Annotated in this window: 18 protein-coding genes; 11 read left to right on the top strand and 7 right to left on the bottom strand. The window is 62.6% G+C overall.

What is annotated here, in order from left to right; genetic code table 11:
* The first annotated feature begins 37 nt into the window (after positions 1 to 37).
* The 6 genes from OJ996_RS10830 (at position 38) to OJ996_RS10805 (ending at position 8,035) form a co-directional block, all read left to right on the top strand.
* The gene (locus OJ996_RS10830; RefSeq protein WP_264513579.1) at positions 38 to 2,095 is read left to right on the top strand and encodes an RNA polymerase sigma factor; all 2,058 of its coding nucleotides are present in this window, start codon (positions 38 to 40) and stop codon (positions 2,093 to 2,095) included.
* Positions 2,092 to 3,348: a hypothetical protein gene (locus OJ996_RS10825; RefSeq protein ID WP_264513578.1), complete on the top strand. Its 1,257-nt coding sequence runs from the start codon at positions 2,092 to 2,094 to the stop codon at positions 3,346 to 3,348. Before OJ996_RS10830 ends, OJ996_RS10825 begins: the two co-directional genes overlap by 4 nt.
* Before the next feature lie 79 nt (positions 3,349 to 3,427).
* Positions 3,428 to 5,485: an RNA polymerase sigma factor gene (locus OJ996_RS10820; RefSeq protein ID WP_264513577.1), complete on the top strand. Its 2,058-nt coding sequence runs from the start codon at positions 3,428 to 3,430 to the stop codon at positions 5,483 to 5,485.
* Positions 5,482 to 6,489: a hypothetical protein gene (locus OJ996_RS10815; RefSeq protein ID WP_264513576.1), complete on the top strand. Its 1,008-nt coding sequence runs from the start codon at positions 5,482 to 5,484 to the stop codon at positions 6,487 to 6,489. Before OJ996_RS10820 ends, OJ996_RS10815 begins: the two co-directional genes overlap by 4 nt.
* Positions 6,489 to 6,785, top strand: coding sequence for a hypothetical protein (locus OJ996_RS10810; RefSeq protein WP_264513575.1), 297 nt, complete (start codon positions 6,489 to 6,491; stop codon positions 6,783 to 6,785). Before OJ996_RS10815 ends, OJ996_RS10810 begins: the two co-directional genes overlap by 1 nt.
* A complete protein-coding gene (locus OJ996_RS10805) occupies positions 6,782 to 8,035 on the top strand; it encodes a hypothetical protein (protein WP_264513574.1) in 1,254 nt (417 codons plus the stop codon). Before OJ996_RS10810 ends, OJ996_RS10805 begins: the two co-directional genes overlap by 4 nt.
* Here OJ996_RS10805 and OJ996_RS10800 read toward each other — a convergent pair.
* Positions 7,993 to 8,514, bottom strand: a complete 522-nt coding sequence (locus tag OJ996_RS10800) for a DUF3592 domain-containing protein (RefSeq protein WP_264513573.1) — start codon at positions 8,512 to 8,514, stop codon at positions 7,993 to 7,995. The two genes, OJ996_RS10805 and OJ996_RS10800, sit on opposite strands and share 43 nt — an antisense overlap.
* A gap of 106 nt (positions 8,515 to 8,620) precedes the next feature.
* Here OJ996_RS10800 and OJ996_RS10795 point away from each other — a divergent pair, with 106 nt between their 5' ends.
* The 5 genes from OJ996_RS10795 (at position 8,621) to OJ996_RS10775 (ending at position 14,587) form a co-directional block, all read left to right on the top strand.
* Positions 8,621 to 9,076, top strand: a complete 456-nt coding sequence (locus OJ996_RS10795) for a GatB/YqeY domain-containing protein (protein WP_264513572.1) — start codon at positions 8,621 to 8,623, stop codon at positions 9,074 to 9,076.
* A 1-nt stretch (position 9,077) separates the two neighbouring features.
* Positions 9,078 to 9,728 carry a 2-C-methyl-D-erythritol 4-phosphate cytidylyltransferase gene (gene ispD / locus OJ996_RS10790; protein ID WP_264513571.1) on the top strand — a complete coding sequence of 217 codons (651 nt, stop codon included), beginning with the start codon at positions 9,078 to 9,080 and terminating at the stop codon, positions 9,726 to 9,728.
* Positions 9,725 to 10,951: a M16 family metallopeptidase gene (locus tag OJ996_RS10785; RefSeq protein ID WP_264513570.1), complete on the top strand. Its 1,227-nt coding sequence runs from the start codon at positions 9,725 to 9,727 to the stop codon at positions 10,949 to 10,951. Before ispD ends, OJ996_RS10785 begins: the two co-directional genes overlap by 4 nt.
* 76 nt (positions 10,952 to 11,027) lie before the next feature.
* Positions 11,028 to 13,400, top strand: a complete 2,373-nt coding sequence (locus tag OJ996_RS10780) for a glycoside hydrolase family 97 N-terminal domain-containing protein (protein ID WP_264513569.1) — start codon at positions 11,028 to 11,030, stop codon at positions 13,398 to 13,400.
* Between the two features lie 41 nt (positions 13,401 to 13,441).
* Complete coding sequence (locus tag OJ996_RS10775) at positions 13,442 to 14,587, top strand: glycoside hydrolase family 76 protein (RefSeq protein WP_264513568.1); 1,146 nt, start codon at positions 13,442 to 13,444, stop codon at positions 14,585 to 14,587.
* Here OJ996_RS10775 and OJ996_RS10770 read toward each other — a convergent pair.
* From OJ996_RS10770 to OJ996_RS10745, 6 genes are all read right to left on the bottom strand, one after another.
* Positions 14,551 to 15,402: a YihY/virulence factor BrkB family protein gene (locus OJ996_RS10770; protein WP_264513567.1), complete on the bottom strand. Its 852-nt coding sequence runs from the start codon at positions 15,400 to 15,402 to the stop codon at positions 14,551 to 14,553. The two genes, OJ996_RS10775 and OJ996_RS10770, sit on opposite strands and share 37 nt — an antisense overlap.
* A gap of 94 nt (positions 15,403 to 15,496) precedes the next feature.
* Positions 15,497 to 17,671 (bottom strand): fused MFS/spermidine synthase, encoded by a 2,175-nt coding sequence (locus OJ996_RS10765; protein ID WP_264513566.1) that lies wholly within the window; start codon positions 17,669 to 17,671, stop codon positions 15,497 to 15,499.
* A 102-nt stretch (positions 17,672 to 17,773) separates the two neighbouring features.
* Positions 17,774 to 19,006: an acyltransferase family protein gene (locus tag OJ996_RS10760; protein WP_264513565.1), complete on the bottom strand. Its 1,233-nt coding sequence runs from the start codon at positions 19,004 to 19,006 to the stop codon at positions 17,774 to 17,776.
* 31 nt (positions 19,007 to 19,037) lie between these two features.
* The gene (locus OJ996_RS10755; protein ID WP_264513564.1) at positions 19,038 to 20,591 is read right to left on the bottom strand and encodes an AMP-binding protein; all 1,554 of its coding nucleotides are present in this window, start codon (positions 20,589 to 20,591) and stop codon (positions 19,038 to 19,040) included.
* 247 nt (positions 20,592 to 20,838) lie between these two features.
* Positions 20,839 to 21,504, bottom strand: a complete 666-nt coding sequence (locus OJ996_RS10750; protein ID WP_264513563.1) for a response regulator — start codon at positions 21,502 to 21,504, stop codon at positions 20,839 to 20,841.
* Positions 21,497 to 22,582 carry an ATP-binding protein gene (locus tag OJ996_RS10745; protein ID WP_264513562.1) on the bottom strand — a complete coding sequence of 362 codons (1,086 nt, stop codon included), beginning with the start codon at positions 22,580 to 22,582 and terminating at the stop codon, positions 21,497 to 21,499. Before OJ996_RS10745 ends, OJ996_RS10750 begins: the two co-directional genes overlap by 8 nt.
* Positions 22,583 to 22,643: the final 61 nt, after the last annotated feature.

Here is a 22,643-nt window from a genome sequence, read left to right as displayed (position 1 = left end):
TCCGGTCCGGGCTTCCGGCGGTGCTTTACCTCACATAATGGCAGACGATTCCCTGGAACTCCTGCGGCTCTTCGTGGGCAACCGCTCGGAGGCGGCATTCCGCGATCTGGTGAGGCTCCACTCTCCTCTGGTCTACGCGACCGCGCTACGCCGGCTGAACGGAGATCGCGCCGGAGCGGAGGACGTGATGCAGGAGGTCTTTTCCTTGCTGGCACGGAAGGCCGACACGCTGCACTCCGCCCCCCTCCCGGTCTGGCTGCACCGTCAGACCTGCCGCCGCGCCGCCAACCATATGCGGGCGGAGAAACGTCGGCGCAGGAGAGAGCTCGTTTCCATCCAAGCCATGACCGATCACCAGATTCCAGAACTCCGCGAGTCGGTCGCCTCAGAGGTGGACGAGGCGCTTCTCGATCTCCCGACCGGCGATCGCGAGATCCTGCTTCACCGTTATTTCGAAGAGCGCGACCTGCGCACGGTCGGTAGCCGACTCGGCATCAGCGAGGACGCCGCACGCAAGCGGATCGAGCGTGCACTTGAGAAGCTGGCCGCTCTTCTCAAGCGCCGCGGCATCGCCGTAGGCGGAGCTTCTCTCGGCACCACCATGAGCGGGATGGGCCGCTCCGTGGTACCGGAAGCTCTGATCTCCCAAGTGACCTCTCAGGCCCTCAAGGGTCTGCCTCTCGCAGGAGGGACAGCCTTGCTGTCCTTGCTCAAGCCCTTCCTTTCAGGGGTTGCGCTGAGTTCGCTGCTGATCGGGTCCACTCAGGCGATTCTCGGGGACAAGCCTATCCCCAATGGACCCCCTAATAGATCCGACCGCCCCGTCGCGGAAGCCAAGAGCAGTCGCTTCGATAGCTTTGCCTCCCTACCTGCCACCGGCTCTCTGGAAGCGGTGATCGCGGAGATCAAGCGGAGCAGCAGCGGCCCGCGGCACGAGTTGGGTAGCCTGCGCCTCAAGGCCATCTTGAGCCGCGTCTCCAATGAACAGATACCGGAGTTCGTGGTCCTCGGGAATAGGGAGTTGAGCGCGTCCGAGAAGACCACCGCCTACCCTATCCTTATCCACCGCTGGGCCGAAGCCGACCGGGAAGCAGCAGTCACCTTCGCGATCCTGGGGGATACCATCACCAAGCATATCGACATCTCCCTCGGCGAGAACATCCGGGGCACCTTGCTGGGCGACTGGTCTGCAAGCGATCCTGCCTCAATGGCCGAATGGCTCGGTCGATACTGGGATCACGAGTCACTCCAGTATGTTCCCTCGAAAACGATGGGAGATCTTTACAGCAAGTGGTCCCTGAGAGATTCGATCACGATGTCGCTTGCGCACGATCACCTGCGCAACCGCGGATCGGAAGGAATGCTGGCCTATCTCAAGTCCCTGCCAAGCGATGAGAGCCGAATAACCGCACTGAGGGTTTTCTCCGGGGATCTCTACTGGCGGGCCCCGGTGGGAGCACCGCTTCAGGAGCAGGTGGAGGTTTTCAAAGCCATTCAGGGCGTCTCCCAAGAACAAGTCCGCACCCCGGCCCTCGATGGATTCCTCATCACCTTGGCCAAGGAGGCACCTCATACCTTCTCCGATCTCATGGGCGCCCTGTCCCCATCGGATCGCTTTCATGCCATGGCCCGGCAGCTCTCCGTTCCCAGTGCCCATGTCCGCATCGAAGGAATCTCCGGCTCCAGCTACATCGATGAGGAAGCCCAGCCGAGTGCTCTGCTGCGGGAGGCGGAAGTCATCCAAGCAGGCCTTGCGGCAGGTCTAACGGAGACCGAAGCTGTTGAATCAGTCGCTTCGTCGATCATCCCCGCCCTCTCCCGAGGAGATCTGGCGGTTTGGCTGGAACGACATCGGGATCATCCGGGACTCGATGAGATGCTTGCAGATGGAGCCCGCGCTGCCGGAGATCCGGAAAGAGCCGTCGACATCGCGTCCGGCATCTCGGATCCGGCACTGCGCCAGCAACTGGCCCGCGCCGCCTTCCGTCGGATGCTCGTGGTGAATCGCCAAGCTGCCCTCGCCTATCCCTCGCAGTCCCACCTCCTCTCCGATCTCGCCGCAGAGTTCCACCTTATCCTCCGGGAGGCACCATGAAATCCTCCTCTCGCTCGCTCGCCATCTTCCTCACCGGCTGCGCTGTCACCTTCCTTGTATGGGATCTATTTCACGGTGGACCGCCGTCGACCGACAGCCAGGTTCCCGAGATTGAGCAGAAGCCACGCGAAGACTCGTGGTCGCAGGAGAATGTGGTCTCCGGAGTCAAGGCCCTTGAGGCAGCAGAGGATGACCCCTCCCGTCTCCGGGCAGCCTTGGAATTGTCCCGGATCCCCGTGAAGGACATTCCGGCAGTCTTGGAGTCCTTTCTCAACCACGAGCGGGCCGCCGCGCTTCCGGCCTTCAAGACACTCCTGATCCGCTGGGCCTCCAGCGATGGGGAAGCGGCGATGAACTGGGCATGGACGCACTTGCGTGAGAAGCGCGATTGGAACGAAGCCTACCACGAGATCATCGCGGCTTGGGCTTGGCAAGATGGGCATGGGTTCCACCGCTGGTGCCTGGCCAGCCCGCACCTCGGTTACATGGAGCGGCATCAGGTGGCCGGTGCTGCGCAGAAGAGCGCCATGCCCGTCATCGACATGTTTTTTGTCGTCCAAGCGGTCAACCATCTGGTCGAGATCGACCCCTACCTCGCCTACGACCTTATTGCGAAGCGTGGCGGGGGGTTCTACGGACTCTATCCCCGCTACGCCGAGAGCTTTGAAAGCGCGGACCAGATCCGCGACGCCCTATCCGCGTTGCCCGATCCCGGGAATCTGAAGGCGAAGGATCTGAGCGATAGCCAACTCGCGACCAAGGCCTTGCTCGAGCATTGGCGCAGGATCGATCCCGATGACTTCGCTGATTCTTCCTACGCCCACACTCTGGCACCTGATCCGGCCCAAGTGCTTGCCGGGTGGAAGGAGCTCGACTTCCCCGAGCGAAGCACGCAGGCCAATTCCTTGCTCTCCAAGCTCGACGGCGAGGCGCGGGAAAAACAACTCGCGACCATCACGCTTCGCTGGGCTGCCGAGTCCCCGCAAGAGGCCGCACGGTGGTTGCGCGAACTGCCGGAAGCGGCAAGCGGATACATCGCCTTGGCGGGCCTGCGCGCCCCCCGGGATCTGGACGGAACCTTGGATTGGGTCGAATCGCTTCCTCCGGTCGACGAGGCGGCAGGCATTGCCAAGGCCTATGAGGCATGGACCACCGCTCATCCGGGACAAAGCCCGGATACCGCCGGCTGGAGCGCATCCCGCCTGCAAGCATGGCAGGACATGGCCGCGCTGGCGCAAGGGGGTGGCGGATAAAGGCTTCCTCGACCTTCCCGGTGGAATAGGGCAGATTTTTTGTCCGCTCGGGCCGGGCCTGCGGTGTTTCCATGGTGACATGAGCGAGAAACCGGGCACCACACTCCAGCGATACCAGCGCGACCACTCGGAGACCGCCTTCCGGGAACTTGTGCGCCTGCATTCGGCGCTCGTTCACGGTAGTGCCTTGCGGCTCCTCGGAGGAGACCGGGCTGCGGCGGAGGACGTCACCCAGGAAGTCTTCACGCTCTTGGCGCGGAAGGCGAAGGGGCTCGATGAGGCATCACTCCCGGGCTGGCTTTATCGCCAAGCCTGCCGCCGGGCATCAAACCACCGGCGCGCTGAAGCCCGTCGCAAGCATCGTGAACTCGTCTCCGTGCAAGCTATGAACTCTTCCGAATCCTCCTCAAGGGAACGCCAGGCGATCGCAGATGAAATCGACGACGCGCTGTTCTCCCTGCCCGGCAAGGATCGGGATGCGCTCGTCCTCCGCTACTTCGAGGATCGGGATTTCCGGAACGTGGGAGCTTTGCTCGGCACCACGGAGGAAGCTGCCCGCAAGCGGGTGGACCGGGCCCTCGAGCGGCTCATCGGCTTGCTGAAACTCCGCGGCGTCAACGTGGGCAGCGCCGCGCTCGGCAGCACCATGACCGGCTTCGGCAGCGCGCCGCTGCCACCCGCGGTCATTTCGCAGATCTCTTCCCGGGCGATGGAGTCCATCGCCGTCGGATCAGGCTCGGGAATCACATCGATCCTCAGGCCTTTCATCGGCGGCGCTCTGCTCACCTCGCTCGTCGCCGCGGCCACCTTGGTCGCCAGCCGTAGTGGGTCTTCCTCTCACGATGGACAAGCTGCCCCTCGAACTGCCGGGAATGGCTCGCGCACTGACCTGCGCCGGGTTGAAGATTCCGCGCCGATCGACCTGATCAGCCGGATCAAGCGTATCAAGGCAGGGCCTGACCATGCGATGACGACGCTGCGTTTGAGCGCCCTGTTAGACAGCATCACCTTCGATGAGATCCCCGGCTTCATCGCCGAGGCGAACAAGCGGCTGACCTTGGCGGAACAGAACGCCTGCTATCTTCCGCTCCTCAAGCGCTGGCTGGAGAGCGATCCCGGTGCCGCCGCGGCCTTCGCCCTGAAGTTCGATTCCGAGCTGAAGCCACCGGGTTTCGGATCCACCGACATGGTCCGCTTCCTCCTCCATAGCTGGGGGAACCGGGACTTGGACGCGCTTGCCCGTTGGCTCGGTGAGAATTGGGAGCAGCCGACGATGAAGAATTCCACCTTCTCGGGGGATCTCCGCACCTACTTTGCCATCGATATCTCGGATGTCCTGCTGCGGGACCGTTCCGCGGCGGAGGCCTTCGCTTACCTCCGGACTCTCCCGGATCAGAAAACGGTGAATGCCTGCATGAGGGCCATGACCGGTGACTCCGTGCATGCGAGCGCCTACATGAACATCGGACCAGACCGCTTGCTCGAACTCTATCGCGAGTTCTCCCGCCTGCCGGATCCCGTCTTGGCAGGGCAATTGAAGGTGAAGCTATGGCAAACCCTCGCCCAAAACGAGCCGGAATACGTGGAGACGATGCTTGCCGCGATGGATGCACGCGAACGCTTCGAGGCCACCCTCCATCGCATCGGCAAATACAGCAAGCAAGTGAGCCGCGTGCAGACACCCGGCGGCGAAAGCATGAGCTTCGAAACGGTGGATAATACGGCCCAGGGCGAGGCCGATGCGATGACGGCGGGGCTGGAAGCCGGTCTCTCCCGCAGCGAGATCCTGCAACAAATCGGTATTGCCATCGTCATGAAGGAAGAAGGCAAGACCGCATTGGAGTGGCTGGATCTGCACCGCGGTGAGTTCGACGCGGACCCGATCTTGCTGGCAAAGATCTCTGGCATGCAGCGGGACAACTTTCCCCCGAGCTTCATGACACCCTCCGAAGGGGGATTGCTACTTTGGGCCACCCGTCTTCAGGATCCCGAGCTTCGCATGAAGCTCTGTCGCGCAGGCTTCCGACTCATGATCGCCGGGTCACCCGGACGGGCCGGGGAATACCTTTCGCAACCGGATCTCCCGGAGGATCTGAAGGCTGAATTCACCCGAATCATCTCCTCCTCCGCGCCATGAATGCAAAGATCCTCTCCCTGACCTCTTTCGCCGCGTCTTGCCTGATCACGGCCGGCACTTGGTGCCTCCTCTGGCCGCAACGGCAGATCGAAGCTCCCGCACAGGAGCCGGTGGAATCCGCGCGTCCCGCCCCGGATGCCAAGCGTATCGCAGCCATCATCGTCGAGATCAACACGGCGACCTCGAACCAAGCCAGCCTGCACGCCACGGAACAGCTTGCCGATCTACCGATCGAGGCATTCCCCGCTGCCTTCGACTCCGTGCCGCTTTTTGAAGGGAGGGAGCTCACGCGCGCGGGCAAGATGCTCTTGATCCAATGGGCATCGATGGACGGCGCCGCGGCGGCCCAATGGTCCTGGATGCAACTGCGCGGAGAGGGACTCTGGAGCTACGCATTCAAGGAGATCGCCGCCTCATGGGCTTGGCACGATCCTGCCGGGCTCTGCGCATGGACCCTGGAACAAATGAAAGGATACAAGCCCGGTTCTGACAGCCTGTCGCTGGAAGAAGCGTTGCGCACCGGTGCGCCGAAGCTTGAATCCGGCGACATCGACAAGGCGACCCGGGCACTGGTCAAGGAAGAGCCGGGTCTGGCCTACAACCTGATGGTCGCGAAAGGCAGCCAATGGAGCCACGACAACCTGGCCATGAATATCGATTCACCGGAAGGCATCCGCGAAGCCCTGCTGGCTTTTCAGAAGGTGGAGATCAAAAAGAACGACGACGGTGACCTCGTGCGCCAGCTGCTCAAGCGCTGGCAGAAGCTCGACCCGGATGACTTTGCACGTTCGCCTCATGCCGGCCTGCTGGAGGAGGCACCGGATAGCGAGCCGCCCCATCAAGTCATCACCGCCGATGGGTGGAAGGATTTGCCGCCCGGCGAGCGCTCGTCGGGCGCGAAGCCGCCGCCATGCAAGCCGGACTTGATGCAGGACTGTCCCGAGAAGAGATCCTGCAATCGATGGGTGGAGTTCTTGTCGGCATCCTCGACCACCACGAACTGATGGACTGGCTCCACCGGCAACAGGAGCAGATCGACCTCGATCCCTTGCTCGCCGCGAGGGCCCGCCGCGATGTCAGCATCAATGGCAAGGTCGGAGACGAGCGCTTCGAGCTTATCGGAATTCTCCGGGCCTCCCGGATCGTCGATCCCGAATTGCGGGGCAGCATCTGCCGAGGCGCATTCCTCCGCATGCTAGGCAATGACCGCGATGCGGCCATCGCCAGCCTGTCCCACCCGCGGCTTCCTCAGGATCTGGCCGCGGAGTTCCGTAACCTCATCGAGGGAGAGAGCCCATGAAGCCCGGCATCCGCACGCTTTCGATCTTCTTCTGTGGCGCTGCCGCCGGAGCACTCGTCTGGCCAGCTCTCATCAGATCCAGCAGCCGCACCCAGGTCACGGTGGCTACTCCGCCCCCGATCGCCGCGCGCGAACAATGGACGGAGGCAAGCTTGTCCTCCGCTCTAGCAGCCATCGCTTCAGCCGGGAGCGACGAAGCTCGCATCGAAGCCGCCATCCGCCTCGGCAAGATCCCTGCCGCTGAGATCGAAGCCGCCTTGGAGGGCATCCCGCTCACCGATAGTAACGGACTCACGCTCGCCTGTCGCACCCTCCTCATCCGCTGGGCCGAGGCCGATGGTGAGGCCGCAATGCGTTGGGGCTGGGCCAAGTTCTACAAGCAAGGCATGTGGTACGCCGCCTTCCGCGAAATCGGTCCGAGCTGGGCATGGAATGACCCGCAGGGCTTTTACCTCTGGACTCTCGATTCACCGCGCAAGGACATGTCCGACGAGATCGCGCAAGACCGCAAGGCCGCTGCAAGCGATATCCCCTTTCTCGACTACTCGGAGCTCAGCCAAGCCAGCGGCTGGCTCCTCAAGGAAAGACCCGACCTCGCCCTCGATCTCCGCAACCGATCCGGCGGCTGGAGCACTTCCGACTACAAGCTGGTCGAGCAGATCGACTCTGTGGAAAAGGTCCAGCAAGCCCTGCAAGCCTGCAAAGGACTCGACCAACTAAAGCCTGGCATCGTTCAGGGGGACCAGATGATCGCCTGGTCTCTGCTCGAACGTTGGAAGGAATTGGATCCCGTGGGCTTCTCCAAATCCCCTCACGCGAATCTTCTGATGAGCGACAACTTCAGCGCCTTCGCCGCCAAGGCCAAGGATTGGAGCAAGACCCCGTCCGGCGATCGGGAGGAGGCCGCCGCCGCACTCCTTACGAACCTCACCGGCATCGGACGTCAGTCCCAGATCTACACCCTTGCTCGGGAATGGGCCGCCATCTCGCCGGTCGAGGCCGCCGCTTGGCTCGACGCCCAAGAGGAGGGAACGAAAGGCATCGCCGCGATCGCCCAAGGCGGCATCCTGAAGAACAGCACCGGGACCATGCAATGGATCGCCACCCGCCCCCCGGCGGATCAGGCCAAGCTCATCGTCGCCAGCTACGATGCTTGGAAGGAATCCGGCCTCTCCCAAGCGCCGGACATGAGCGACTGGACCCCAGCTCAAGTCGAGGCCTGGCGAGACTTGGATTCCTTGGCCGAGTAATTCCGCCAGGCTCCCACCACCATACCCAAACCACCGACCACGAAGATCCCGGGAAACCACAGGGAGTAGCCCGGTGCCTTCGATTCCTTCTCCAGCACCGCCTTCCCCGGGTCCTCCGGGTTCACATGGCACTCCTGCCGCGAGCCCTCGGGATACTTCGCCACGTAGGCCTCCACCACGTCCTCCTTGCTGCTCCAGCCGCTGCCCCGCAGCCGCACCAGATCGCTTTCATACGGCTGCCCCTTCCATTCGTAACCGAAGAGAACCGCGAAACGGCGCTCCACCCCGCTGTTCGGGTCCACTTGCCGCTCTTCTTCCCCGGAACTCAGGATCATGCAAGGCACCACCGGCCAGTGTTCCACCGCCCGGGCCCGCTGGAAGCTCCTCCACATCAGGGCAAAAAACAGCCCTCCCGCCGCGGCCAGGACCAGCCCGACCGAAGACAAATACACACGGGAACCGATGGAAACGCGGGCCATGCGCCTGCCATAGCGTCACCCCGCCCGATGGGCCACTGCTTTCCGTCCCCGGCGGGCAAGGATTCCACTTTCCCGCCGGGCCGCCCCCGGCTACCAAGTCCTCCCTATGAGTGACCTCGCCAGCCGTATCCCCGAAGACCTGAAAGCCGCGATGAAGGCGAAGGACACCGTCGCCCTCGCCGTAATCCGCGCCCTCAAGACCGCCATGACCAATGCCTCGATCGAAAAGGGCGGCCTCGGCACCCCGCTCGACGATACCGAAGTCACCGCCCTGATCCGCAAGCAGATCAAGCAGCGCCAGGATTCCATCACCCAGTTCACCAATGCCGGCCGCACCGAGCTCGCCGCGAACGAGGAAGCGGAAGTCGCCGTGCTGGAGAAGTATCTGCCCGCCAATCTCTCCGCGGAAGAGATCGCCGCTATCATCGAAGCCGCCATCGCCGAGACCGGCGCATCCTCGAAGGCCGATATGGGCAAGGTCATGAAGCTCGCCCAAGAGCGCACCGCAGGCCGCGCCGACGGCAAGACCCTCTCGCAGGAAGTTGCCAAGCGCCTGTCCTGAGATGCGCTGCGCCGCCATCATCGTCGCCGCTGGCAGCAGCCGCCGCATGGGCTTCGACAAGCTCGCGGCGGAGATCCGCGGCAGCTCCGTGCTGCGCCGCAGCGTGGATGCCTTCATGGCCACGGAGGGCATCACCCGCGTCATCGTCGTCGCTCCGGAGGATCGCTTCGCCAGCCTCGGCAGTGATTTCCCGAAACCGCTGCTGCGCATGGATGGCGGTAAGGAACGGCAGAACTCGGTCGAGAACGGCCTGTCCCTCGTCATGGAGGAGCTCGTGGCCGTTCACGATGGTGCGCGCCCCTTGGTGAAGCCGGAGACCATCGCCGCCTGCATCCTCGCCGCCCGTGAGCACGGTGCCGCCACCCTCGCCCGCCAGGTCACGGAGACGATCAAGCGCTCGGATGCGGATGCCTTTTCACGCGAGAGCGTCAGCCGCGAGAATCTCTGGTTCATGGAGACCCCGCAGATCTTCCGCTCCGACCTTTTGCGCGAGGCCTATGCGGAAGTCAGCAAGCGCGAGCTCGTGGTTACCGACGAAGTCTCCGCCGTGGAGACCATCGGCATCCCGGTGAAGCTGATCGCCTCCCCTTCCCCCAATCTGAAAATCACCGTGCCCGCGGACATCGAATTGGCCGAGGCACTCCTGAAATGAATCCGGCCACCTACGAGTCGCTCGAGCTGCCATCCGGCTTCCGCCTGGCCGTCGCCACCTTGCCCCAGAGCGAGTGCGCCGCCTTCTCGATCCATGTTCCTGCCGGCAGCCGCGATGACCTCCCCGGTCTCGCCGGCACCGCCCACTTCGTGGAGCACATGGTCTTCAAAGGCACGGCCCGTCGCGATGCCCGCGCCATCAGCCTGGAGGTCGAGGATGTCGGCGGTTCGCTGAATGCCTGCACCACCGAGGACCAAGTCGTCTACGAAGCCCGCGGCGATGCCGAGTCGCTGCCGCTGCTGGCGGATATCACCGCGGACATCGTCTGGAACGCCGTCTTCCCCGCAAAGGAGATCAAGCTCGAGCGCGAGGTCATCGCGGAGGAAATCGTGATGTATCGCGAGTCCCCGGGCGACCACATCGGCGATCTGATCTCCGCCGCCCTGTGGAACCCGCATCCGCTGGGCGAGTCCGTCTCTGGCAGCGAGGAAAGCATCGCCGCCATCAAGAAGACGGAGCTCACCGCCTTCCGCGATCGCCACCATTTCCGCAAGGATACCGTGATCGCCGTCGCTGGGCCCTTTGCCGCATCCGCCGTTGCCGAGATTCTGACCGCCCACCTACCGCAGTCGAAGGACGTCGTGGCCACGACTCCCGTGCAGGAGCTGCCGAAGCCCGGGCACGTGATCGACGAGCGCGATACCGATCAACTCCAGCTCGCGCTGGCATGGCGCACTCCCGGCCGCTTCGACGAACGCCGCCATGCCTTCCGCCTGCTCTCCATGATTCTTGGTGAGAGCGCGGGCTCCCGTCTCTTCCAAGAACTGCGTGAGAAGCGCGGCCTCTGCTACCATGTCTCTTGCGATGCCAGCTTCTTCGATGAGGTCGGCTCTTTCGAGATCCACACCGGCCTCTCCCCGAAGGGACGCGCCGAGGCCCTCGGCTGCATCGAACGCGAGCTCGAAGATCTCGCCAAAAATGGCCCTCGCCCTGAGGAGCTCGCCCGCGCCAAACGCCTCGCCGCCAGTCAGAGCAAGATGGCCATGGAAAGCACCGGCTCCCACGCCTCATGGGCGGGCGATAGCCTGCTGCAATACAACCGCATCATCACTCCCGCCGAAGCCCTCGCCATCTGGCAAGCGGTCACCGCGGAGGAGATTCAGGTCCTCGTGAACGAATTCTTCGCGAAGGACCGCGCCATCGCCGAGATCCGGCCGGGCTGAAGACACTTCCAGACCTTCACTCCATCGGGGGATGTGCCATGCTGCCGGATCGTGAATACTCGATGTTCTCTTCCCGATGACTCTCGCAACCCGCTTCATCCTACCCTACGTCCTCGCCTCGCTTCTTAGTGCCTCTGCCCAAGAGAAAATCGCATGGCTCGATGACTACGATGTGAGCGAGATCGTCACCGGCTTCGGCAGCGCGCAGAAGAATCGCTCGCTCAAACAGGAGCCGCTGAAGATCGGAGAAACCACTTACACCCGGGGTATCGGCACCCACGCCCCGAGCCAAGCTTACTTCCTGAATGAAGCAGCAGGCCCGCTCCGCTTCCAAGCATCCGTCGGCATCGCCGATTCCGCCAGCGGCCCCGGTTCCGTCGCCTTCCAAGTGGTGGCTGACAACCAAGTGGTCCACGATACCGGAGTCATCCGCAAAGGCGAAGCCGCCAGGAAGATCGACGTCGATCTCAGCGGTAAGAAGGTGATCGAGCTCCGCGTCACGGACGGCGGCGATGGCAAGAACTACGACCACGCGGACTGGGCGGAGGCGAAGTTCGTTCACGGCGGCAAGCCTCCCTTGATGTCGCCTCGCTGGGTGATGGAGCTACCTCATCACACCTCGGTCAACGACCGCCTACCCTTGCTGGCGCTCAATCAAGCTCTCGCAAGTCCTGACGGCCAGGTGGCGGCGGGCGTGCTGGAAGGCGATCAACTCATGCTCCAAGCAACGCTCGCGAAGCGCCCCATCCTCCTTCCCTCTCTGATCGGCCTCACCGTGGGAGGACACGAAGTCGGTAAGAAGGCTAAGATCGTCGGCATGGACGAGTACACTGGCGACAGCACCTATCCTTGGATCGGCAATACACGGACCCTGCGCGACCACTTCAAGGGCTTGAAGGTCCGCCTTAAATCGGAGGGCTTTCCCGGGACCTGGCTCCTCGACCTCCGGGCCTACAATGATGGCATCGCGTGGCGTTACATCGTGCCCGGCAGCGGCCCTCGCAAGGTAAACGGGGAAGCCACTTCCTTCCTGCTGCCGGAAGGGGCCACCTACTGGAGTCATCATAATACCGGCAACTACGAAGCGAATTACCTGCGCTTCACGACGGAGAACAATGCCCCGACACGGCAGATCACCATGCCGGTGACCGTCGAGTTGCCCGGCGGCGGATACGCCTGCATCACCGAGGCGGACATGTTCGGCTACAGCGGCATGACTCTCGGACCGCGCGGGCGGATCCTCAGCGCCATCTTCGAAGACGACCCGAAGGGCTGGACGGTGGAGGGAGAAATCACCAGCCCTTGGCGCATCGTCATCGCCGCGAAGGACCTGACCGACCTGGTCAACCAGAGCATCGTTTACAACGTCGCCCCCGTCCCGGACCCCGGGCTATTCCCGCAAGGAGCGAAGACGGATTGGATCAAACCCGGCCGTGCCTTCTGGACTTGGGGCTTCGGCCAGTGGGACACCGCGCAATGGGATCGTATCAGGGGCTTCGTGGACGACGCGGCGAAACTGGGCTGCGAATACTACACCATCGATGACCCGTGGCGGGAGCCGAAGATGGGCTGGCACCGCAATGGCAAGGACGAGTGGGCAGGGCTCAAGGAGGTCTGCGACTACGCCGCGACCAAGAAGGTGAAGATCATGGTCTGGGAGCACTGGGAGCGCCTTCGCGAACCAACCAACCGTGAGGAGTTTTTCAGGAAGGTATCGGAGGCCGGTGCCGTCGGCGTGAAGATCGACTTCATGGATAGCGAGAGCCAGGAGCGCCTCGCCTTCTTCAAGTCCTGTCTCGAGATCGGAGCAAGGCACAAGATCCTCATCAACTTCCATGGCGCCAACAAACCCGCAGGAGAGGAACGCACCTACCCGCACTGGATGACCCGCGAGGCGATTTACGGGATGGAGCAGGGCGGCAATATCGCCCGCTACCATCTCGCAGCCCTACCCTTCACCCGCCTCGTCACGGGTCCTGCGGACTTCACCCCGATGGCCTTCCGCAGCGGCCCGATGGGCAAGACCACCGCCGGATCCCAGATGGCCACCGCGGTGGCCTACAACTCGCCTTTGAACCACTGGGCGGATAGCGCGAAATCTTACTTGGCCCAGCCTGAGGAGATTCAGACTTTCATTCGCACTAAGCCGGTGATCTGGGACGAACTCCGCGTCCTGCCGGGGAGCAAGATTGGCGAAATCGCCGCGCTTGCCCGCCGCTCGGGCGGCCAATGGTGGATTGCCGTGATCAACGGGACCGACTCACGGAAAGAATATCCCCTCGCTCTCGACTTTATCGGATCCGGAGACTGGAAACAAACGAGTTACTCCGACTCACACGAATCCAAAACCAAGCTGGTGATCGGACAAGGCGCCGTGAAGCCCGGCGACCGGGTCGCGGTAAGCATGGAACCCGGCGGCGGTTTCGTCATGATTCTTGAGAAACGTTGATCTGGCGCAAGATTCGGGCGTTTTGCTACGAATCCGCTGCCATGCTCCTTCAAACGCTTTCTGCGGGCCAATTCCGGCGCGCATTCGCCATCCTCGCCCTGAGCCCCGCGATCGCTCAGGCCGACCCGGATAAGGTCCCTACCCCACCCTTCAAGGACTGGGGGAAAGAGGCCATGGAAGTGCTGCAGAAGGATCTCTGGCTCCCCGACAAAAAGCTCTACGCCGAGAAGGCGAATGTGGCCCAGAACAAGCAGGATCATCCGGCCTTCATGTGGGGTGTGGGCGTGCAGCTCTCTGCCATGGCCGCTGCCGCGAGCTTGGAACCGGAGAAGTATCTCAGCCCCATGCAAGAGTATGCGGATGCCATCCAAGTCTACTGGTGGAAGCATGACGGCATCGAGGGCTTCGACGTGCAGCCAGGACCGAAATCATCCGACCGCTATTACGACGACAATGCGTGGCTCGTGCTGGCTCTGGCCGAAGTCCACGAGCTCACCAAGGAGAAGAAGTATCTCGATCGCTCCGAAGCCACCTTCCGCTTCGTGATGAGCGGCGAGGACGACAAGCTCGGCGGAGGTCTTTATTGGCGCGAGGTGGAGAAGAGCTCCAAGAATACCTGCACCAATGCTCCGACCATCGTCTCTGCCCTGAGGTTGTATCAGCTCACCAAGGACGAGAAGTATCTGGAAACGGCAAAACGGATCTACGCATGGACAAACAAGACGCTGCAGGACGAGGACGGGCTATTCTGGGATAACATCCGTCTCAATGGCCGGGTCGACCGCCGGAAATTCACCTACAATTCAGCCCTCATGATCCGGGCCAACTGTCTCCTTCACGAGATCACGGACGAAGCCAAGTATCTGGATGAGGCAAAGCGGATCGCCACCTCGGCCGAGAAGCTTTGGATCCATCCGACCGGTGCCATCTCGGATAGCGGGCGCTTCGCGCACCTCTTGTTAGAGGCGCTGCTGGAGCTTGAGGACCGCGATAAGAACCCGCACTGGCATGAAACCGTGAGCCGTTGCCTGGTCCACCTGCGTGAGAAGATGCGGGATGAAAACGGCCGCTATCCCCACCGCTGGGACCGCCGCCGCCCGGGACCGATGGAGGAAGTCATGCTGCTCAATCAAGCTAGCCCGGCGCGGGCCTACTTGATGGCCGCCCGCGAAATTCCCTCGCGCTGAGACTCCTTTCGCCGCTTGGTTCGCCCGAGCCAGGCGGCGATCTCCGCTCCCGCAAGGAAAGCTTGGATCGAAACGAAAAGCCAGAAGAGGAATAGCAGCAGATTCAGGCCGCCACCGATGAAGGAGCCCCAGAAGGTGTGGCGCAGGTAGACATCGAGCACGCTCTTTAGCGAGCCTGTCGTCACCGCAGCAAAGGCAGCTCCGACAAAAGCATACTTCCACTGCGGGCGCCGGCGCGGCAGCACCTTCATGATCAGGGCGAAGGCGATGGTGAGCAGGAGATAGGTGGAGACCCAGCCGAAGCGTTGCAACAGATCCAGATCCGCCAGCCACGGCGCATCCATGTAGGAGGCCACGTAGGAAGCGAATCCCTGCGCGGCCGTGGCCACCACCAGTAGGATGCCGAAGGAGAGGATCAGACCGGCACAGAGCATCCGGGCCCCGAAACGCCGTAGCCATGGGCGGGAAGGATCCGCAGGCGCGGCCTCGTTCACCACGTTCAGGGTTTTGCGGAGCTTTGAAAGCACATGGGATCCCGCGTAGGCCAGCGTTACCATGGCCACGACGAAGGCAAAAGGCTGCGACCGTGGCGCGATTCGTGCGCTCTGAATGATGTTCTCGATGGTCTGGGCGAGTTCACTTCCCAGTACCGCCGTGAGCTGCTTTTCCAGCTCGCCATGGGCCGCCTTCTCACCCAGCACCAGACCTGCCACGGTCACACCGATGAGCAGCAGCGGCGGCAGGGAGATCAGGGCATAGAAGGCCAGCGCGGCGGCATTGTCCGTATGACGATGATGCACCCAGCGGCGGCTCATGCGCCGCCAGAAGAGGATGGATCGGAGTCGTCGGATGCGAAACACCCGCGAAGTCTAACACCCGAATCGCGCGGCGAAAGAGTGGAAATGCCCTTTAGCGCAAACGCAGGTCGAGCAGCGGCAGGATGCTCGAGTGGTCGTCCGTCCAGACCTTCAGGCCCGGGCTCGGCTCCAGCGGCGACCATAGCGGGGACTTCCCCGCTTCACCCAAGTCGCCGGTCTCCCTTGCCATCACGGCCCAGCGCGAGGGCCAGCGCCCCTTGACCTGCTCCTCCTCGGGGAAGTCCGCATCTTCACGGAAGACGCAGGCCAGCCCGGCATCCGCCGCCAGATTCGCGATGACCGGCCTCAAGTCGAGGTGCAGGTTCGAGATGTGGAAGGCGATCGCCCCGTCCGGAGCCAGTTTCCGCAGATAGAGCGCCATCGCCTCCCGGGTCAGCAGATGCACCGGCACGGAGTCGGAGCCATACGCGTCCATCACGATGAGCTGGAAATGTCCGTCCGGAGCATCGTTCAGTTTCAGGCGGGCATCACCGATAGTCACTATGATCCGTGCGGGGGAATCGCTCAGGTAGGTAAAATAGGCGGGATTCAAAGCGATCTCCTTCACCGCGGGATCGATCTCGTAGAAATGCATCTCCTGCCCGGGTCTGCCGTAGGCTGCTACCGCCCCTGCCCCCAAGCCTACCGCGGCAACAGGATTATCACCCCGTTCCGCAAAGACATCGCCCAAAGGCCCGGATGGATGATAGTAGCCCAGTGGTGTGCGCCGTTCCACTTCCTTCCGGTTCTGGATCCCGTGCACCGTCTTGCCGTGGAAAAGGTAGTGAAACCCGTTCTTTGAATCGCTCGTCACCCGATGAATGCCGAAGAAACTGCGCGTCGCGTGCACCAGCGACATGCCGCGGGCAGGAAGCAAATGAGCCGCAAGCAGAACTCCCGCGATGGCGACGGCATAGCGATAGCGGTCCCGCGAAAGCGTGAAGCATAGCAACGCCGGAATGCCGAACACCAGCAACTGCCGGAGAGAAGGATTACCTTCGCCCGCCCCGGTAAAGCTCACCCCGGCGGCAAGGAGGCCGGGCAGGAGCGCCATGAGCAGAAACTTCGGCCGCGTCTCAAGCTTGGGAAACACCAGCAGGATCGCCGCGACCAGCATGAGCGGATACTCCGCGGTCGAAGTAAGCAGCAGCGGCGCGATCAGCGCGGTGAAAGCCCCACCGACAACTCCGCCGAATGACATCCAAAGATAGAATCCGGTGAGAAATCGTGGCGCGGGCCGGTCCGCGGCAAGCAAACCGTGACAGGCCAGCGCGGCGAGGAAGAAGCAGATGAGATGGAGCGCGACTAGCAAGGGCATCGGCGTGGTGGCACCCATTGCCATCGTCATCACCACCGTGGTCATCGCAAGAGCCAGCATGCGCACGACCCAGCCCGAGGGAAGGAATGCCTTCCGCGAGAACGCGATGATGAATGTCGCCAAATAGAATGCGAGCGGGATGACCCACAGTAGCGGCACGGCGGCGATCTCGCTCGAGATGTGAGCTGTCACGCTCAGCATCAGGCTGGATGGCACGGCACCGTAAGCAACCCACCGCAAACGTCTGGCTAGCGTGGGAACGACTTCTCCCCCTGACGACACGGACACCGCGGGGTCCGTCCCTTGCTTTCGCGCGATGAAAGCGCAGAGAATTGAAAGCACACCTAACAAGGTAAAACCCAGCATCCAGGCCTGTGACTGGATTCTCAGGCTTGTGTGGGGTTCGATCAGGAACGGGTAAGCCAGCAATCCAAGCAAACTGCCCGCGTTGCTCGCGGCATAGAGAAAGTACGGGTCCTTGGCCGCGGAATGACCCGTGCTGGCGAACCACTTCTGCAGGAGAGGACCGGTGGTGGATACGGCGAAGAAAGGCCCGCCCACCGCGATCGCAAGCAGGCCCAGCAGCCAGACCACCGGCGAACTCCCCGCAGGCGAAAGCCACCCGCCGGGAATCGCGAAGGGCAGCAGGACCAGGGGCAACAGCATCACAACGCCATGCACGACGATTCGATTCCACGAGGCGGGCCGCATACCCATCCAGTGCGCATATCCGTATCCCGCCAGCAGCACGGCTTGGTAGAAGACCATCGCGGTGTTCCAAACCGCAGGCGCGCCCCCCAGCAACGGCAACGCCAGACGTGCGAAGACGAGTTGCAGCAGGAACAGCAGCGCGGCTCCCAAGAAGATCGTGAAGCCGTAAAGGGGCAGTATGGCGGAACCGGCTCGCATCCGTGGCCGCCAGACAAGCCCGCCAACTCCTCCGGAGCCAACCCAAAAAGGCCGCGGATTCGATCCGCGGCCTTTGCCAAAACCAGAGGATGTTCGGGATTTTCAGGACCCGCTCTGCACGCTGGCCACCGCTTGGGGTGCCCCGCCCTCCTTGGTTGGCTCGGGCTGCTTCGAGAACTTCCCGAGGAAAAGCGCCCGGAACACCGGCGAGCGGCAGATGAAAAACTCATAGCCCAGCATGGTCACCACGGTGGTGGTGAGCGTCACCAGCAGGCCCAGCGTGAATTGGTCACCGACATAAGGCCGGATCGCGAAGGCGCAGAGGTAGATCGCCAGGTAGTGGAAGAGGTAAACCGTGAAGGCGGACTCCGCGATGAACTTCATCACCGGCGTCGGCTTCGAGAAGAACTTCTCGAAGGAAGCGAAGAGCACGCTCGCGAACATCAGCGCAAAGTAGACTTCCGCCAGCAGGCGCACCACCTCGCCGACCTTGTTCGGGAGCTGCGGCTGGATCGTCTGGGCACCCCAGAGCAGCAGCGCGGACGCCACGATCTGGATCCAGTTGAAGCGATGGAATGTGGCTAGCAAACGCGGCGAGGCAAACATCAGCATGCCGAAGCAATAGAAGCCGGCATAGTAGCCGATCGCCCGCAGCGGGAAATGGAAGGACTCCGAGACGTTAGGCTTCACCGCCGCCTCATAGCCCACGCGGGCCGTCAGGGCGGCGGCACCCACCACGCAGGCGGCTGTGAGAAGCAGCGCTCCGTCCGGTAGCTTGCTCAGCTTCGGACGCAGGAAGTTCACCGTCGCGTCCATCCAGCGCATGGCCGTCGTCGAGAAGATTGCCGCCAGGCAGAGCAGCACGCCCAGGAACCAAATATGCAGGTGCCAGTTCCACGTGCCGTGCATGCCTTCCGGAATCCGTCCCATCATGAAGTCGGGGAATGACGGAGCCGTGGCGGCATTATGATACTTGAGGATCAGGTAGTTCGTCAGCGGGTTGAGCAGGACCAGCACGCTCAGCAAGGGAATGCCCACCGCAGTCAGGCGCCGCTTCATGATCGGCTTCGCCCCGTAACGCTTGATCAGCATATAGGAGAGCAACCCGGAAATGATGAAGAAGGCCTCCATCCGCACCCATCCCGAGATCTCCGCCACTTTGTCAAAAAACGCGGAAGTGCCGACGGTACTGGCATGAACGGGGATACCCCAGAGGATCATGACGCCCTTCAGGGCATCGAGATGGAAGTAGCGCTTGGAAGGGCTCTTCGCGGGTGCGGGTGCCGGCGCCGTTGTGACGGAGCTCGCCGGGACCTCGGAAACTTGCATGTGCATGGGAAAGGATCGGGGGAACAGTTTGATTGGCTCAGGCGGCTCCGGCCGGACGGTGAAGCGCGGCGCCATTGCCGCGATCGCGCAGCGCTTGCAGCGCGTCTGCAGCGGAAGGAATCGGGAAAAGCCCGCCCGAACGGGGGCAGTCGGCCCCTTCTTGTTCGATCATCCGCTTGAGCTCGCAGTAGTCGACCTTTCCATTGGAAAGCAGCGGAAGCTCCGCCACTACCCTGACCGAGCAGAGGCTGCCCTTGATGTGGTAGGTACGGCGGATAAACTCGATAATCGCTTCTTCCGGGCCGGAAGCATCGGTCGCCACGGTCATGTGGGAATCGGTGCCGATCACCACGCACCGCTGCCCGAACTCGCTCGAAAGCTGGCGCTCCACGTCGTCGCAGTTGATCCGCAGCCCCATGATCTTGATGAAGCGCTTCTTGCGCCCGACGATGTAGCAGAAGCCGTTCTCGTCGATTCTCGCGATATCCCCGGTGTGCAGGCGCCCGCCCAGTTCATCGCCTTTGGCCAGATCCGCACGGCTCTCGGCGTAGCCCAGCATCACGTTCGCGCCGCTATAGACCAGCTCGCCATCCACGATATCGATCTTGCCTCCCGGGATCGGAACACCGATCGAGCCACGGCAATCGTCGGCTCGGTCCGGCGGGACATACGCGATGCGCGCGGTGGCCTCGGTCTGGCCATACATCGTGTAGTAGCGGACGTTGCGCTCGCGGGACCACTTCATGAAGTGCTCCTGTAGCTTCACATCGAGGTGTCCCCCGGCCTGGGTCAGGGTCCGTAGCGTGGGCAGCTCCATGTTTTCAAAGCCGAGTTCAGAGAGCATCTGATACACATAGGGCACTCCCGACATGGAAGTGGCACCGTGCTCATTGAAATGACTCCAGAACTCCTGCGAGCGGATCTTTCGCCCGGTCAGCAGGATCGTCGCATCCGCGAAGAGGTGGCTGTTGATCACCGATAGCCCGTAGGAGTAGTGCATCGGCAGCGAGGTGATCGGCCGCTCGTCCGCGCCGAGTCCCAGATAGTCGGCGATGGAAGCGGCGTTTGCCTGCAAGTTCGCATAGGACAGGCGCACCAGCTTCGGATTCCCGGTCGAGCCGGAGGTCGAAAGTAGCAACGCGAGTTCCGGATGGATCGGGGGATGATCGGCGTTCCGCTTGAGGCGGTGCAGGCGATGTCCATCCATCAACAGGCCGTTCGGCATGAATCCGGCGTGCCCCTCGCTGCGCGGGGACCACACGAAGTCCGGCTGGTAGGCCTCCGCAAGTGGATCGAGCAAGCTCGCCTCCATGTCATGTGGCAGCAGCAGCACCGCGTGCCCTTTCTGCAAGCAGGCCAGATAAGCCGCGAGCGAAGGCAGGTCGTTCCGGCACAGCACGAATCCGAGAGCCTTCCGCGGGAAGTTCAGGTGGGCCTTGATGGCATCCACATGCGCCTGCAGTTCCGCCTTGCTCAGCTTCTTGCCATCGTCGGTCACGAGGCAGCTCGAATCGAAAGCGTCCGCAGCGATCTGCCAGAACGGGCGCCGGGCCGGAGCCGGAGCTCCGCCAAGGGGTGGGGTGAAATTCATCTGGGGGGATGGGGGCTGGGGGGGACTTGCCGGTAACCGTAGGAGGACGGATACAGGAAAGATGGGGCATCGGGAGGAGCTCACCCGTGAGTCGTCCCCCCCCGGGTATTACACCATGGATGAACCCTCCGATGCGTTAGCAAGGAGGGTGCCTTGAAATGGGAAATCGGTCTATCAGCTCAGCCCATGATTCCCCGCCATGATATCCCTGATCACCTTGTAAGGCATAACCCTACAAAGTCTGGTCTTACTCGTTGGGATGATCGTGCTTCCACGCGATCGCCTTCCGCAGGAGTTCGGAGGCATCCCGGATCTCCAGCTTCTCCTTGATCCGGGAGCGGTAGGTTTCCACCGTTTTCACGTCCAGGCCGAGCTGCTCTGCGATCTGACGGGTCCCGAATCCCTGCCCCACCAGATCGAACACCTGCAACTCGCGGTCGGAAAGAACCTCAAGCGAACGAATCGCGCCCTTGGACTTGCCGAGCATCCGGGAAAGGATGTCCGCGGAAATCTCCGGGCTCAGGAAAACCTTCCCGCCCAGAACCTCGCGGATGGCGTTCAGGATCTTCCGGGTGGCCTCCTGCTTGGTGATGTAGCCATGCGCACCGGCCCGGATCACCCGCTCCGCATAAAGGGTTTCGTCCTGCATCGAGAGCACCAGCAGCAGCAGCTTCGGGTGCATCACGTGCAGGTCCTTGATCAGGTCGAGGCCATTGGAACGCTTCAGCGTCAAATCCACGATCGCGAGGTCCGGCAGCTCCCGCCCGATCACGTCGAGGGCGCTGCCTCGGTCTTCCGCCTCGCCACAGACGACCATGTCGTCCTCGCGGTTGATGACTTCGGCAAGGCGCTCGCGGACCATCGGATGGTCATCGACAAGGACGATTCGGGTGCGGTTGGGGGACTCACTCATCGGACTCGGGCTGGCCGGTTGAAACACAGCGGATGCGGGTTCCGCCAGTCTTTCCTTTCGAGACCGAGAGCGCGGCCTCGATGGCGCGCGCCCGGTACTCCATGATATGCAGTCCCATACCTCCCCCATTCGACTCGTCGGCATTGATGCCGCGGCCGTCATCTTCCACCATCAAATCGAAGCTCTCCCGGCTGGACTCCAAGCGTATCTCGATCCGCTCCGCCTCGGCATGTTTGAGCGCGTTGTTCAAGGCTTCCTGGGCAATCCGGTAGAGATGGATCGCGACCTCGATCGGCAGCTGCGAGGGCGGCCCGTCACCGGTCACCACGCACTTCACACCGGTGCGTTTTTCGGTGTTGGCAGCCAAGGCGCGGAGTGCGGTCTCAAGCCCCTCTTCCTCCAGCGGAACCGGATAAAGGCCCTTCGCCAGGTCGCGCGCCTGCGTGATCGACTCGTCGATCATCGACACGATCTCCCCCGCGTCATCCGCACCGGGTGTCCCGCTTTCCTGCAGCTTTCGTTGCAGCATCCCCGCCGAGAACGCGGTGGCTACCAAATGCTGGCAAAGCCCGTCGTGAAGATCCTGCCCGATTCGCGCCTGCTCGGATTCGCGGGCCTCAATGATGCGGTTCTCCAGCTTCAGGCGCGCCTTCACTTCAGCCTGCAAACGGGAGGTCCGATCCCGCACACGTTGGTCGAGCGAGTCGTTCAAGGCGCGCAGGGAACGCACCAGCCAGATCATCAGGGACATCACTCCCAGACGCAGCGCGGCGTTCCCGTAGGGAACCCAAGGTGCTCCGTCCCGATAGTCCGAAGAATAGTTCGCCACCAGTGACATCAGGGTCGCGGCCAAGGCACAGATCACGGTCGCCAGGAACCCCGCGTGCCGGCTGACCAGCAGCACCGGCAGGAGGTAGAAAATCGTAATGCTAAGCGGCGCCTGGACCTGGAAATCGATGCTGCCGATGATCAGGATCATCAGCGACGCCAGCACCACCGCCGCCCACGGACGGGACCGGGTGGTGAAAAGTCCGGCGGGACTGCTGCCATCCATCGCCGCCGCGTTTGCTTCTTCCATGCCTCAGATCAAGATCATGAGGCACTGAATAGCAATGCGAATGACCGTCTCCGTCCAGCCG

Origin of the sequence: Luteolibacter rhizosphaerae (assembly GCF_025950095.1) — a bacterium.
Lineage (GTDB): Bacteria > Verrucomicrobiota > Verrucomicrobiia > Verrucomicrobiales > Akkermansiaceae > Haloferula > Haloferula rhizosphaerae.
Note: the sequence above shows the minus strand (reverse complement) of the source record. Positions and strands in the feature narration are given on the sequence as shown.